This is a genomic window from Bacillus sp. COPE52, assembly GCF_003355115.1.
Taxonomy (GTDB): Bacteria; Bacillota; Bacilli; order Bacillales; family Bacillaceae_G; genus Bacillus_A; species Bacillus_A toyonensis.
The window spans coordinates 755,169-769,658 of the sequence record NZ_CP031292.1 but is presented as its reverse complement, the minus strand read 5'-3'; the positions used below and the strand labels follow the sequence as shown (position 1 = coordinate 769,658).

Genomic DNA, 14,490 nt, shown 5'->3' with positions numbered 1-14,490 from the left:
AGTGAAGCTTGATGAATTCTTTGTCACAGGTGACCCGATTATTTACGGTGCAGACGCTTCTATCGTTCTTGTGACATTAGCAATCATTTTCGTACTAACAAAGTATAAAAAATGGAAGTGGCTTTGGGATGAATGGTTGACAACTGTTGACCATAAAAAAATCGGAGCCATGTATATTATTTCTGCGGTTATCATGTTATTCCGTGGTGGTATGGATGGTTTAATGATCCGTGCACAATTAACATTCCCAGAAACAACTTATTTAAACGCTGAACACTATAACGGAATCTTTACAACACACGGTACAGTTATGATTCTTTTCATGGCGATGCCATTCGTTATGGGATTAATGAACCTTGTAGTACCATTACAAATTGGTGCTCGTGACGTTGCATATCCGTTCTTAAATGCTTTAAGTTTCTGGTTATTCTTTGTCGGAGCAATGTTATTTAACATCGCTTTCGTAATCGGTGGTTCTCCAGACGCTGGGTGGACTTCTTACTTCCCAATGGCAGGTACAGAGTTTACTTCTGGTGTAGGAAATAACTACTACGCAATTGCATTACAGATTTCAGGTCTCGGTACGCTAATGACCGGTATTAACTTCCTTGTTACTATCTTAAAAATGCGTACACCTGGTATGTCTTTAATGAGAATGCCAATGTTTACTTGGTCAATCTTAATTACAACAATTATCATTATTTTCGCTTTCCCAGTATTAACAGTTGCTCTTGCATTAATGACATTTGACCGTCTATTCGATGCTCACTTCTTTACGATGGCGAGCGGCGGTATGCCGATGTTATGGGCCAACCTGTTCTGGGTATGGGGTCACCCTGAAGTATATATCGTTATTTTACCGGCATTCGGTATTTTCTCTGAAATCATTAGTACATTCTCACGTAAACGTCTATTCGGTTACAGTGCGATGGTATACTCAATGGTTGCAATTTCTTTACTAAGTTTCGTCGTATGGCTTCATCACTTCTTCACGATGGGTGCAGGTCCAGCGGTTAACTCATTCTTCTCGATTTCGACAATGGCGATTTCGATTCCAACCGGGGTTAAGATCTTTAACTGGTTGTTTACACTGTATAAAGGACGTATTCGTTTTACAGTTCCAATGCTTTGGTCATTGGCATTTATTCCAAACTTCGTAGTCGGTGGGGTTACAGGGGTTATGCTTGGAATGGCAGCAGCTGATTATCAATACCATAACAGCTACTTCCTAATTGCTCACTTCCACTACGTATTAATCGCAGGTACAGTATTCGCTATGCTTGCTGGATTCACATTCTGGTATCCAAAAATGACTGGTCATATGTTAAATGAACGCCTAGGTAAATGGACATTCTGGATCTTTATGAGCGGATTCAACATCTGTTTCTTCCCAATGTACTTCTTAGGTTTAGACGGTATGACTCGTCGTATGTACACTTACTCTGAAAGTCTTGGATGGGGATGGCTAAACCAAATCGCATCTGTTGGTGCGGTAATGATGGGTATCGGCTTCCTACTTCTTTGCTACAACGTAATTTGGAGTGCACGTCACGGTGAACGTGACACAACTGGAGATCCATGGGATGGTCGTACACTTGAATGGGCAACTCAATCTCCTGTACAACATTACAACTTCGCGAAGCTTCCTGAAATTAAAGAAGCTGATGCTTTCTGGTACATGAAAAAACGCGGAGAAACAGTTACACCAGCAGCAGAAGATTTAAAACCAATTCACATGCCAAGTAACTCTGGTGTGCCTATTATTGCGTCTTTATTCTTCGGTCTTGCAGGTTTCGCATTAGTATTTAGCTGGTTCTGGCTTGCAGCAATCGGCGGCGTTGGTATTTTAGCTTGCTTAATCTATCGTTCATTCGATTACGACGATGGTTACTACGTAAGTGTTGATGAAATTAAAGAAACAGAACATATAGCATGAGAGGTGAAATGACATGGCGGCTTTAGATAAAAGCTTACCTTTGGAATATCAATCCGAACAAAGCAGATTGAATATCCTAGGATTCTGGATTTTTCTTGGGGCTGAAATTATGCTGTTCGCAACACTTTTCGCCTCTTATCTAGTCCTTGCTGGTCGTACGGCAGATGGCCCAACTCCAGCACAACTGTTTGAACTTAAAACGCTTTTAATTCAAACATTACTACTTTTAACAAGTAGTTTCACATGTGGTATCGTAATTCACGAAATGCGTAAGCACAACCAAAAAGCAATGCTTGGATGGTTCATCCTTACATTACTTTTAGGTGCAGGCTTCCTATTCTTCGAGATTGAAGAATTCATTTTATACGTTGGTGAAGGCGCAACAATTCAAACAAGTGCTTTCCTATCTGCATTCTTCGTTCTTCTTGGAACGCATGGTGCCCACGTAACAGGCGGTATCATTTGGGCAATTTGTGTTATTATCCAAATTTTAAAACGAGGTTTAACACCAGTTACAGCTCGTAAAGTATTCATTATCAGCTTATACTGGCATTTCCTTGATCTTGTTTGGGTCTTTATTTACACACTAGTTTACTTGAACGGGATGGTGGCGTAAATGGGTCAAAATAACAACCAAGCAAACGGGCATGCGCATAGCGGATTCCCTTGGTCACACGTTTTCGGATTTATTTTATCGCTTGCACTAACGTTTCTAGCGTTATACGTGGCACTTTACACAACATTACCACTTTCAACAGTCTTAACAACTATTATCATAATGGCTGTTGCGCAAGCTTTATTACAATTAATTATGTTCATGCATTTAAAAGAAGGAGAAGGAAGAGTTCAAATTCTTACAATGATATACAGTTTCTTCGTTGCAACTGCAACAGTTGGTTTAACTGTATGGATCTTCTTCTCAATGTAATGTACATGAAAAAGACTGCTGAGATTCCTCAGCAGTCTTTTTTTATTCCCCTCCTCTATTACATCCACATTACAGCATTAACAGCAGAATCATGAAAAATATACTTATTATGACAAATGTTAAGAAAACTCTTTCTTTATGAAATCGAATCCATATGCGTTGATTTTCTACCTATTATATGGCTAAATAGGTACTATATTTATTTGAAGGGAGAGAACGCAATGGAACATCATACTTCTGTTCTATCACTTATGGTTGTAGTTGCAATCGCGTTTTTCGTTCCCCTTTTGTTACAACGCTTTAAATTAAAAGCACTTCCTGTCGTTGTTGCAGAGATCATCGCGGGAATCTTTGTAGGTAAAAGTGGGTTTAATATTATTGAGCCAGATATGTGGCTCCAAGTTTTATCAACACTAGGATTTATCTTCCTCATGTTTTTAAGCGGGTTAGAAATTGACTTTTCTATTTTTAAACAAAAAGGGAAAAAAAGTACGAAAAACGAACCGAACACATTCCAAGCAGCAAGCATTATTTTCTTGTTTATTTTCATCTTATCTTATGCCTTATCATTACTATTCGTATGGCTAGGATTTGTAGATAATGCAATGTTCATGACTTTAATTATTTCAACTATTTCTTTAGGTGTTGTCGTACCAACATTAAAAGAGAATAACTTAGGAAAAACCGCAATCGGACAAATCATTTTATTAGTCGCTGTTATTGCAGACTTAGTTACAATGATTTTACTCGCTGTATTTGTCGGATTAAATTCTGAAAGCGGCCAAAGCATGTGGCTCCTACTCCTTCTATTCGGAGCAGGTATTATCATTTACTTTATTGCAAAACGCTTCAAAAACATCCCATACTTAGATAGCTTAAAAGCTGGTAGTGTACAAATTGATACTCGAGCTGTTTTTGCACTTATCTTAATTTTAGTAGGGTTATCTGAATCTGTTGGTGCAGAAAATATTTTAGGTGCCTTCTTAGCAGGTGTACTCGTATCGTTATTATCACCAAATGAAGATATGGTTGAAAAACTTGATTCCATCGGATACGGTTTCTTTATTCCTATTTTCTTCGTAATGGTTGGTGTAAATCTAGAAGTCTGGTCTATTTTTAAAGAACCTTCTAGTATGCTAATGATCCCAATTTTAATTGTAGGACTCTTTATTTCAAAACTTTTACCATCACTCGTCCTACGTAAATGGTATCCGCGTAATATCGTACTCGGAAGTGCCATCTTATTAACATCAACACTTTCCTTAGTTATTGCGGCGGCACAAATTGGTGAAAAACTAGGAATCATCAGCCCAAGTTTATCCGCTTCTCTTATTTTAAGTGCAGTTATTACTTGCATTTTTGCACCTATATTATTTAAAAAGATGTTCCCAAAAGTGGAAACACCAAAACCGAAAGTATCTATTATTGGCGCGAGCAGAATTACTCTTCCATTATCACTTGATTTAAAACGAGAAGACTATGATGTAACGCTATATATGATGCACCAAAATAAAATAAATGATGAGGAAGCGAAATCACATGACTTCCCTATCGTGAAATTAGATGATATTACAATTGAATCATTAACTGAACGAACAGCATTTGATGCAGATCGCGTTGTCGTTGCAACAAGCGATGATGAACAAAACTTATTATTAGCAGAACATGCGAAAGAACTAGGTGTTGAACATGTCATTGCAAGTGTAGAAGATCCACTTCTACAAGAAAAAGCAACACAAGAACATATCGCTGTATTCTCGACTATTAACTCTACACGTATTTTATTACGTGCTCTTATCGATAAACCGAGTCTCGTTCGTTTAATTACAACAGCGAACGAAACAGTACGTGAAGTTGAACTACGTAGCAATAAATATAACGGCATCGAGCTTCGCCGCCTTCCATTTTTAGGTGATGTACTTGTCATCCAAATTTACCGAGGTAATAAAGCATTAATACCGCATGGTGATACGAGGTTACAACATGGTGACACACTGCTTGTAACAGGTTCAAAAGAACATATTAATACACTAAAAAACATATTAGAATAGAAAATGCCCCTCACATAATTGAGGGGCATTTTTTTCCATTCTATATGGTAAAATGTTACTATCACATATTATGGGGATGGATCACATTATGTCTATTGTAACTTTAGCTCTATTATTATTAGCGGAAGTACTCGTTGCTATTATTCTCATCGGTGTTAGCATTGAAATTTGTAGTTACGGCTGGAAAAAATCAACTGGCGTCAAATATACTTGTCTCTTGCTTTCGCTCCTTCTCGGAACCGCTAGCATACTCGGACTTTTCGCTGCACCTGCCTATTTCTTTATACAACTAACAGAAAAAGGCTTATAAGGAAGGATGTTAATATAATTACCGTGAAATGTATTGATGCATCTGAAACTTGCGTATTACGTCAAAAATTTTTACACCCGAATCAAACAGTAACAGATTGTAAATACTCTTCCGACTACGAAGCAGATACCTTTCACTTAGGTGCTTTTCTAAGCGATGAACCGATTAGTATCGCTTCCTTCTCAAAAAAATATACCTTGACTTACCAACAGGTATTCATTATCGACTACGTGGAATGGCAACATTACCTAACTTTCGAAACAAACACGCTGGAAGCTCTTTAATTCAAAAAGCGTAACAAGTCTTGCAAGAGCGTAAAGCAAATATTTTATGGTGTAATGGCCGAATTACTGTAACTGACTATTACAAGCGCTTAGGCTTCTAGGAACATGGTGTAATCTTTGAAATTGAACCGATTGGCCTTCATAAAGTATTGTATATAAAAAGATATAAGAAAAGTTTTCCGCAATACGGGAAAGCTTTTCTTATATTTCAATCTTCACTTTTTATTTTTTTCATATATATGTATACAAACAAACTAGGAACTAAAAAACAAGCAAACATAATAAGTCCTGTCATACTAATTTCCTTTATCGAAATATCTGGTGTTACAATGATACAAATAGCTAAAATCCCAATAATAATACCTACCGGAATGAATAATAGTTTCATAAAATAGCTGCGTGATACTCCGCCCGTATGCTCATACACTTGCACCGAATTTTTTAAATTTAAAAAGTTAATACCTATTATCCCACACATAAATACCATTAATAAATCCGAAATACTTTCATATCCTGCACCTTGCAAAACATAGCGATAAAAAACAATACCTAGTATGACGATATTTTGTAAGATGAAAACGAGTCTAATATGTTTTAGCCCCTCAATCATTAAACGTTCATCTTTCACGATTCTCATCCCCTCACTCCTCTTCCTCCCAAAATAAATCATTTAATGTTTTATCTACCGCATAACAAATTTTCAAACATAAATCTAAAGACGGGTTGTATTTCCCCTTTTCAATTAAACTAATCGTTTGCCTTGTAACGCCTACTTTTTCTGCTAATTTTTGCTGTGTTAAATCTAACTGAACACGCGCGACTTTTATTTTACTTACAGCCATTCATGTTCCTCCTCTACCTTAATTGTAACATATATATTCCATTAAGTAATTTATATTTTGCGTAATTAATTTAATTTTCACTTTCCCCCACTATTTGCGGGTAATAAACCCCTCACTAATTATAGTTTCACTTTATTATACACAAAAAAGGAGCCTCTCATAAGAAGCCCCTCTTCTATATCTATATTATAAGAATAAATGACATCCAAATAAAATTGTAAATAAGTATAGTAACGGATGTACTTCCATCCCTTTCCCTTTCACAATCTTTAAGACCGGATACACTAAAAATCCGATTGCAATTCCATTCGCAATACTAGACGTTAACGGAATACCTACGAAAATTAAAAATGCTGGTAATGCATCTTCAAACTCATTCCAATTAATATCACGAATACTTTGTGCCATTAAACTACCGACAATAATTAATGAAGGAGCTGTAATAGCAGCTACACTTGATAAAGATGCAATTACAGGACTGAAAAATGCCGTTATAATTGTTAGTCCAACAACTACAATACCTGTTAATCCCGTTTTACCACCCGCAGCAATACCAGCTGACGATTCAATTGTCGCTGCTGTTGGGCTTGTACCAAAGATAGAACCTGTCGTTCCGCCAATCGCATCTGCAATAAACGCTTTACCAAAACGTTTCTCTGTATTATCTGTAATTAAACCTGCTTGTTTAATTAAACCGAGTAATGCACCTGTCGTATCAAATAAAAGTACAAGTAAAAATGAAAATACAACACCATATAATCCATACTGAATTACATCTGAAAAGGCATTGATTGGATTTGAAACGATAATACCCTCTGGTAAATGAGGCATCGCTACAATTTTATCCTCAAACTTCAGTTGCCCCGTAAAGAAGGCGATAATTCCTGTCACAATCATACTAATAAATAATGCACCACTCACACGTAATACCATTAATACCGCAGCTAAAATTAAACCAATTAAAGTTAAAATAACGGCTGGAGAATGAAAATCACCAATCGTAACTAAATTAGATGGATGATCCACGATAATTCCAGATAGACGTAATCCAATAAAAGCAATAAATAGTCCAATTCCACCTGCAATTGCATGCTTTAAACTATCAGGAATTGCGACAATTAACTTTTGCCTAAATGAAGTGAAAGATAATAAAAGAAAAATAATACCTGTTACAAATACTGCCGAAAACGCAATGACATATGTAATCCCCTCGGCCTGTTGAACAACAGAATAAGCAAAATATGCATTCATCCCCATAGCTGGAGCAATAACAATTGGATAGTTAGCTAAAAACGCCATACATAGCGTCCCAATAACTGTCGCAATAATAGTTGCTGTAAAAGCTTGATCAAATGGTACACCTGCATCAGATAATATTTTCGGATTGATGACAAGAATATACGCAAATGTAAAAAAAGTTGTGATGCCAGCTAAAAGCTCTTGCTTCACAGAAGTGTTATATTTTTGTAATTGAAACATGCTTATGTACCCTTCCTACATCTGAATTATTATCACACATTCTTTTCTTACTAGTATGTGAGAAAATATAATACTTAATCTTAACAATCAATAAAAAGAAGAGTCAATATATTCTCTAATAGTGAGAATTTTAAGTTTAAGTCTGACAACTTCAGATGTAGTACAGTTCTTTTCTGATTATTTTTGTAGCATAACAGATAGAAATGTTTTATAATTTGAAATAGTTAAATATTTAGGTAGCTCATTCTACAAGGGGGATTCTTCTTATGCAGCACACAAACAAATCTGGAACTTTAAATCGAGGTTTAAAAGAACGACATATTACTTTAATGTCACTCGGTTCAGCTATTGGAGTTGGGCTATTTTTAGGATCTGCTTCTGCTATTAAACTAGCTGGTCCTTCCATCTTACTAGGTTATATGATCGCTGGACTCGTTATTTTTTTCATTATGCGAGCGCTCGGAGAAATGGCAATTGAACAACCGGTTGCCGGTTCTTTTAGTAAATACGCTAATGATTATATCGGCCCACTTGCTGGCTATATTACTGGTTGGAACTACTGGTTCTTATGGGTTGTTACTTGTATGGCTGAAATTACGGCGGCTGGAATTTACATGCAGTACTGGTTCCCAGATATCCCGCGCTGGACTTGGGCACTACTCGCTCTATTATTAATGAGCGCTTTCAACTTCTTATCAGTAAAAGTATTTGGAGAACTTGAGTTTTGGTTTGCCCTCATTAAAATTGTCACAATTATCTGTATGATAGTAGTTGGAGCTGGCATTATTTTATTCGGATTCGGAAATGGTGGTATCGCTACTGGTATTTCAAATCTTTGGTCACATGGTGGCTGGTTCCCAAATGGATTTTCCGGATTACTACTTTCCTTACAAATGGTATTATTCGCTTATTTAGGCGTTGAACTAATTGGTGTTACAGCTGGTGAAGCTCAAAATCCGAAAAAAACACTCGCAAAAGCTATCGATAACGTATTTTGGAGAATCCTAATCTTTTACGTCGGGGCATTATTCGTTATGATGGCAATTTATCCATGGAACGAACTTGGTGAGAAAGGAAGTCCATTCGTATTAACATTCCAACAAATCGGCATTGCAAAAGCAGCAGGTATTATTAACTTTGTTGTATTAACAGCTGCACTTTCTTCTTGTAACGGTGGTTTATTTAGTACAGGGCGTATGCTATTTACATTGGCACAACAAAAGAAAGCTCCTGAAAGATTCGGTCGTTTAAATAAAAATGGGATTCCAAGTCAAGGAATTGTAGCAACGGCTATCGTTTTACTTGTTGGTGTTATATTAAACTACCTTGTGCCTGCAAAGGTGTTTACATGGTTAACTAGTATTTCAACTTTCGGGGCAATTTGGACCTGGGGAATTATATTAGTCGCTCAAATTAAATTCCGTAAAGGATTATCAACTGAGAAAAAAGACAAGCTAACGTATAAAATGCCTTTACATCCATTAAGCTCTTACTTCTCACTTGGCTTCCTTGCACTTGTACTATGTATAATGGCGTATTCAGAAGATACACGAATTGCATTAATCGTTGGCCCAATTTGGCTTATTGGCTTAGCTATCGTGTATTACATGAAAGGGTTTCATAAGATTGATGAAACACCTAATTCAAAGATTAGTTAAACAAGTTATCCCTTCCTTATTAATTGGAAGGGATTTTTTATTGTGTACATAAATATTTCTCAACAAAATTCACGGTATTTTTACAATTTTTTAATATTTTTTACGTTTTCTGTCTTTATTTTTTCAGAAAAATAAATTACATTATTAAAGCACATATATTTATTATTAGGGGGATTCTTCTATGAAGAATAAAAAATGGATTACATTTTCTTTAGCAACAGCAATTACACTTAGTATGGGGAGTTCGTTCATACCGTCTACTTATGCCGAAAGCTCTGTAGACCCAGCTCCTGAAATCGCTGCAAAGGTTGTAAATCAAAACAATGGGAAGAAAGTATTATTTGATAATACGCACGGTCAAACTGCAGGGACAGCTGACTGGGTTATTGATGGCGGCTTTTCTGATTTCGGAAACGGCATTGCCCAAAATGGATATCATGTAAAAGAACTTCGTAAATCAACACCTATTACATACGAAGACTTAAAAAATTACAACGTGTTTATCGTTCCAGAGGCAAATATTCCTTACAAAAAATCTGAACAAGATGCAATGTTACAATATGTAAAAAATGGCGGCAGTATCTTCTTCATTGCCGATCATTATAATGCAGATCGTAATAAAAATCGCTGGGACTCTTCTGAAGTATTTAATGGATATAGACGCGGTGCTTGGGAAAATCCCGCAAAAGGAATGTCTAACGAAGAAGCAAACTCACAAGCTATGCAAGGAGTAGAAAGTTCTGATTGGCTATCTAATAATTTTGGTATTCGCTTCCGTTACAATGCACTTGGTGATGTTTCAGCTAAAAACATTGTTTCGCCTGAACAATCATTCGGAATTACACAAGGTGTTTCATCGGTAGCAATGCATGCTGGTTCTACTCTAGCAATTACAAATCCAAAACTAGCAAAAGGACTTATTTATCTTCCAGAAAACCCATCAAAATGGAATAACGCTGTTGATAGTGGTGTTTATAACGGCGGTGGCGTTGCAGAGGGTCCATATGCTGCAATCGCAAAAGTAGGACTTGGAAAAGCTGCCTTTATCGGTGACTCTTCTCCTGTTGAAGATGCTACGCCAAAATACGTTCGTGAAGATTCTGGCCAAACAAAGAAAACTTACGATGGTTATAAAGAAGAAAACGATGCTGTTTTACTAGAAAATATCGTAAATTGGCTATCGAAACAAGAGACATTTACAAGCTTAGATCAAGTAAACGGTTTACAACTTGATTCACCTACTGCTTTACAAACATTTGAACAACCAAGCTTATCAACAGAGCCACAACCAGAACCTTGGAGTGCACCAAACGCTGGTTACCAATGGTTTAATACAAATACATTTAAACCTGGTTCATACGGATATAACGGCGCCGTAACAGCAAACGATTATGTGATTACACGCCCTAGCATTCTACCAAACAATGAAGTGTTCCAAATAAAGATTCAGGTAAACAACTTATTACCTAATACAACTTATAATAACTATTCTTTAGGTATCTTCACGACTGGCGGAACACAAGTAGCAAAAGTCCAAAATACAAACGGCACTTGGCCATCTACTTTCGGATATAGTAGCGCCTTCTCATTCACAACAAACAGCTTTGGTTCTGCTGAAAAAATTGTGAACGTACAACTTGATTCAAATACAACTGGACAAGCAACACTTCGTCTACGCCAAAATACAACTGCTAAATATAATGAAGCTGTAACGATTAATAAGAAGTAAAAGAAAAGGCAATCCACATGCGGATTGCCTTCTTCTCATTTCTCTTCTTTTGAGAAAAACATTCTGGAAATGACGATACCTATACTACCTACAATTAAGAATAACACTGCCCTGATCATCATTGAAACTTCTGGTAAGTCTAGAAGGAATAACTTTCCTATCGTTACTACTAAAACAACTAAGCCAGCATACAATATTTCATTCATATTTTTATTCCGTCCAAGCCAAACTGCAAATAATGCATATACCATCCATAATAACGATACTGATACGCTTATTATACTTCCATCTGTAGAAAGAACTTCGCCAACACTAGTAATTGTAATAAATACAATGACCATGAACCAATAGAGAGCTATAGAATAAACATATTTTCCAAAACTCGTTAATACATCTTTCGCTCGTTTCATGCAGTAATAAAATGTACCTATTAAAATAATATGAGCAACAAACCCAGCTGAAACAAAATGATCAAACGGGCTAAAAATCGTCTGTACCATTCCAATCGCATAAATAGTGGCACTTACATACAGTTTAATTTGTTGTTTTGCTTTAATAGAAGTAACCATACCGAGAAAACCTTGTAACAATAATACAATTGCTGCATTCACTAAACTGTACTCGTATAAAATCGCTAAACTAAATGACCCCATTGCAAAACCAAATAAGAGATTTGCAAATATAGACTGTTTATTCTTCCTATATTCAAGTACAAACATAACAGTATGCACGAGTGCACTTATGACCAATCCCCACGTAGTAAAATCAGGTATTTTTGCAATAGATAAAATAAAGAAAACGGCATTTGTACTAAATATCGCTACTCTTGCTTCTTGTATAAACTCTCTCTCTGAAAACATATGCCAAAATAACAGCAAATGAATTACACCATATACAATCGTTAACTGTATTTGCAAATTCTCTACTAATATCGACATAACAGCAAAGAAGACAAACAGGACAATGGCAGCAACAACATAAGAAATCATATATAAGTACTTATAACGATTTTTCAACGCATACCATAATAAACTAAGTGTTAATATCGTCTCATATCCAAAGAAAATATAAGGATTCGGAGTCGTACTATTTAACAAGAACGGAACGAAGAAAGCTCCGACCGCTACGAAGATAGTAAGGTATTCCGATTGATACTTTTTCGCTAAATAAATCCCTAAAATAACCCATACAATATTACAGATAAACGCAATACTTGCTGGAATAAATCCATATAAATAATGTGCCGCAAACGTCGTTAAAACAATACCTGTAATACTTCCTCCAGCTAATACTAACCCTAACGCTTGCCGCTCTCGTTTAATTTGAATATCCCCTATATAATACAAACCGATAGATAAGGCGATACCAAACACAATTCGTATCGCTGGTGTTAATAAACCAGCATCTACCCCTGCTTTAAATAACCAAATAACCCCAAGTAGCATAATACCGACAAATATACGTGGCAACCATGTTTGGCAAAACTTAATAATATTGAATGGTTCCGGTTTAAAAGCAGATATATTTACTTGTTTTTCCTCAAATTTTTGCACGGGCTCTTTGATCTTTACTACATCTTCTTGTAATTTTTCATCTATTATCGTTTCGATATATACTTTCTTTTCCTTACTAACACGTTGCTGAGCGTTTTCTACTTCTATTTCCCTTTGTTTTGCTTTCAACTCAAAAAGTGCCTCTTGCATCGTTTCAATTGCAGTTTCGAGTGCTTCTATTTTCTTATTCAAATCTTCCTTCATATACTCCCCCCTCACCATTCATTCGAAACCTATATATTACCAATTATCTTTATCATACTCTTAGTCTATTCATTTTTAAAACTATTTTTCCAAAAAAAGAAAGGTGTTTTCCCATTATGGAAAACACCCTTTCACTTATTTGTCCTTATTTATCATGATACTAACGATTACACCAATACACACACCTACAAGAGCTGGAATGATCCATCCTACACCTTCTGTATAAAACGGAATATACTTCAATATTGGCGTCCACTGATTCGTCATCACATTTTTATTTAAAATATCGATTGCACTAAATACCGCTACAATCAAAATTGTAACAGGATATATGCACACATACTTCCCAATATATTTATGGAATAACCCTAAAATAATAAGCGTTAATGCAATTGGATAAATAAATCCAAGAATCGGTACTGAAACTTTTAAAATTTGTGTTAACCCTAAATTAGCTAAAACCATACTAATAAAGCTCAATATAAACGCCCAAACTTTATACGATACTTTCGGAAATACACTTGTAAAAAACTGACTACAAGATGTAACAAGTCCAATTGAAACACATAAACACGCAATAGTAAAAATAAGGCCTAACAAAACTACTCCGCCTTGTCCAAATAACGTCGTCATCACTTGTGCTAACACATTCGCCCCATTATTAAACGTACCTAACGAACCGCTAATTGAACCCACATATCCGAGGATGACATAAATAATAGATAATAAAAGACCTGCTTCAATACCAGCAATACTCATATATTTCGCTAAGCCTTGATCATCTTCAATACCTTTTGCACGTAAAGCATTTGCAATAACAATACCAAAGATTAAAGCCGCTAGCGCATCCATCGTTAAATATCCATCTAAAAATCCTTGGAACATAGGAGCTTGTCCGTAATTTCCAGTAACCTCTTTCACACTACCAACTGGTGTAAACATAGTTTTTATAAAAATAAGTGCAATCATACATAATAATAAAGGCGTTAAAACCTTCCCAAATAAGCCCATTAATTTAGATGGCGATAAACTTAACCAGTAAACAAAGCTAAAGAAAGCAATCGTATAAACTAGTAAAACTACACTACCTGATTCTGGGAATAACTGACCTGGTCCCATTTCAAATGCTAAACTTCCTGCACGTGGTATACCAAGACCAGGTCCAATAAATAAGTACACAATACACGGAAAAATAATTGCAAATGAAGAATGTACTCTACCCGCTAACGTTTGAAAGCTGCCTGCTTTTGCAACAGCAATAACACCTAATATCGGAAGACCTGTTGCTGATATAATAAAACCTAACAGCGCAATCCACACGTGTTCTCCTGCTTCATATCCAAGGAAAGGTGGAAAGATAAGATTCCCCGCTCCAAAAAACATAGAGAATAGCATAAGACTAATAAGTAAAATTTCTTTTTTCTGTAACAATTTCATTTCTTTCTCCTTCTTCAATTTCATCTCTTGTGAAATCAATTCCATACATGAAAAAACGCGGTAATCCGCTTCCTTACAA

The 14,490-nt window shown here is 36.0% G+C and carries 12 protein-coding genes and 1 pseudogene; 8 read left to right on the top strand and 5 right to left on the bottom strand.

What is annotated here, in order from left to right; all coding sequences use genetic code 11:
* Window position 1: 1 nt before the first annotated feature.
* From qoxB to DPQ31_RS03700, 6 genes and pseudogenes are all read left to right on the top strand, one after another.
* Window positions 2-1,936, top strand: coding sequence for a cytochrome aa3 quinol oxidase subunit I (gene qoxB, locus DPQ31_RS03725; protein WP_208731560.1), 1,935 nt, complete (start codon window positions 2-4; stop codon window positions 1,934-1,936).
* A gap of 13 nt (window positions 1,937-1,949) precedes the next feature.
* Window positions 1,950-2,552: a cytochrome aa3 quinol oxidase subunit III gene (gene qoxC / locus DPQ31_RS03720; protein WP_000729311.1), complete on the top strand. Its 603-nt coding sequence runs from the start codon at window positions 1,950-1,952 to the stop codon at window positions 2,550-2,552.
* Window positions 2,553-2,864 (top strand): cytochrome aa3 quinol oxidase subunit IV, encoded by a 312-nt coding sequence (gene qoxD / locus DPQ31_RS03715; protein ID WP_000531386.1) that lies wholly within the window; start codon window positions 2,553-2,555, stop codon window positions 2,862-2,864.
* A 221-nt stretch (window positions 2,865-3,085) separates the two neighbouring features.
* The gene (locus tag DPQ31_RS03710; protein ID WP_097959054.1) at window positions 3,086-4,915 is read left to right on the top strand and encodes a monovalent cation:proton antiporter family protein; all 1,830 of its coding nucleotides are present in this window, start codon (window positions 3,086-3,088) and stop codon (window positions 4,913-4,915) included.
* A gap of 52 nt (window positions 4,916-4,967) precedes the next feature.
* Window positions 4,968-5,225 carry a DUF4022 family protein gene (locus DPQ31_RS03705; protein ID WP_000926990.1) on the top strand — a complete coding sequence of 86 codons (258 nt, stop codon included), beginning with the start codon at window positions 4,968-4,970 and terminating at the stop codon, window positions 5,223-5,225.
* Window positions 5,226-5,239: 14 nt separating this feature from the next.
* A pseudogene (locus DPQ31_RS03700) lies at window positions 5,240-5,610 on the top strand (GNAT family N-acetyltransferase).
* A 107-nt stretch (window positions 5,611-5,717) separates the two neighbouring features.
* Here DPQ31_RS03700 and DPQ31_RS03695 read toward each other — a convergent pair.
* The 3 genes from DPQ31_RS03695 to DPQ31_RS03685 all read right to left on the bottom strand — a co-directional run bounded on the left by DPQ31_RS03695 (window position 5,718) and on the right by DPQ31_RS03685 (window position 7,830).
* Entirely contained in the window at window positions 5,718-6,146 is a 429-nt protein-coding gene (locus DPQ31_RS03695) for a hypothetical protein (protein ID WP_087969048.1), read from the bottom strand.
* Window positions 6,147-6,150: 4 nt separating this feature from the next.
* On the bottom strand, window positions 6,151-6,351 hold the full coding sequence (locus tag DPQ31_RS03690) for a helix-turn-helix transcriptional regulator (RefSeq protein ID WP_000301176.1): 201 nt from the start codon (window positions 6,349-6,351) through the stop codon (window positions 6,151-6,153).
* Between the two features lie 186 nt (window positions 6,352-6,537).
* The gene (locus DPQ31_RS03685) at window positions 6,538-7,830 is read right to left on the bottom strand and encodes an NCS2 family permease (RefSeq protein ID WP_087949404.1); all 1,293 of its coding nucleotides are present in this window, start codon (window positions 7,828-7,830) and stop codon (window positions 6,538-6,540) included.
* A 266-nt stretch (window positions 7,831-8,096) separates the two neighbouring features.
* On the opposite strand from DPQ31_RS03685, the gene DPQ31_RS03680 reads away from it, so the two are divergent.
* Together DPQ31_RS03680 and DPQ31_RS03675 are read left to right on the top strand one after the other, a co-directional pair.
* Window positions 8,097-9,488, top strand: coding sequence for an amino acid permease (locus DPQ31_RS03680; RefSeq protein ID WP_001164886.1), 1,392 nt, complete (start codon window positions 8,097-8,099; stop codon window positions 9,486-9,488).
* A 181-nt stretch (window positions 9,489-9,669) separates the two neighbouring features.
* Window positions 9,670-11,217 (top strand): DNA-binding protein, encoded by a 1,548-nt coding sequence (locus tag DPQ31_RS03675; protein ID WP_208731559.1) that lies wholly within the window; start codon window positions 9,670-9,672, stop codon window positions 11,215-11,217.
* A gap of 35 nt (window positions 11,218-11,252) precedes the next feature.
* On the opposite strand, the gene DPQ31_RS03670 is transcribed toward DPQ31_RS03675, so the two are convergent.
* Entirely contained in the window at window positions 11,253-12,974 is a 1,722-nt protein-coding gene (locus tag DPQ31_RS03670; RefSeq protein ID WP_208731558.1) for a DUF2339 domain-containing protein, read from the bottom strand.
* 135 nt (window positions 12,975-13,109) lie between these two features.
* Window positions 13,110-14,411 (bottom strand): branched-chain amino acid transport system II carrier protein BrnQ1, encoded by a 1,302-nt coding sequence (gene brnQ1 / locus DPQ31_RS03665; RefSeq protein ID WP_395933676.1) that lies wholly within the window; start codon window positions 14,409-14,411, stop codon window positions 13,110-13,112.
* Between the last annotated feature and the right edge of the window lie 79 nt (window positions 14,412-14,490).